We start from the raw sequence: 322 nt of genomic DNA, 5'->3' as shown, positions 1-322 counted from the left end.
CCCTTCGACAGGATGTGACCGTCGTCCATCAGCACATACGCACCGTAAGGGATGCGATGCGTCGACAGCTCGCGACCATCCATGTCGAGGATCGCGATCTCGCCGGAGCGGGACAGCGTCACGCGGCGGCCACGCTGGTCGACGATCAGGCGCAGGTCGCGGAACTCGGCCTTGCCGTCGACCGGCGATTCCAGGTTCGACTGCTCGTTGAGCTGCGCCGCGCCACCGATGTGGAACGTACGCATCGTCAGCTGCGTGCCCGGCTCACCGATCGACTGCGCGGCGATAACGCCGACAGCCTCGCCGATGTTGACCGGCGTAC

Annotated in this window: 1 protein-coding gene; it reads right to left on the bottom strand. The window is 66.1% G+C overall.

What is annotated here, in order from left to right; all coding sequences use genetic code 11:
- Positions 1–322 (bottom strand): hypothetical protein (locus AC0IYH_RS30380; protein WP_471837858.1); only part of this gene is annotated, 322 nt, incomplete at both ends.

Source organism: Pseudomonas sp. AC463, from assembly GCF_979253585.1.
The sequence above is the reverse complement of the archived record's forward strand: the minus strand, read 5'-3'. Positions and strand labels throughout refer to the sequence as shown.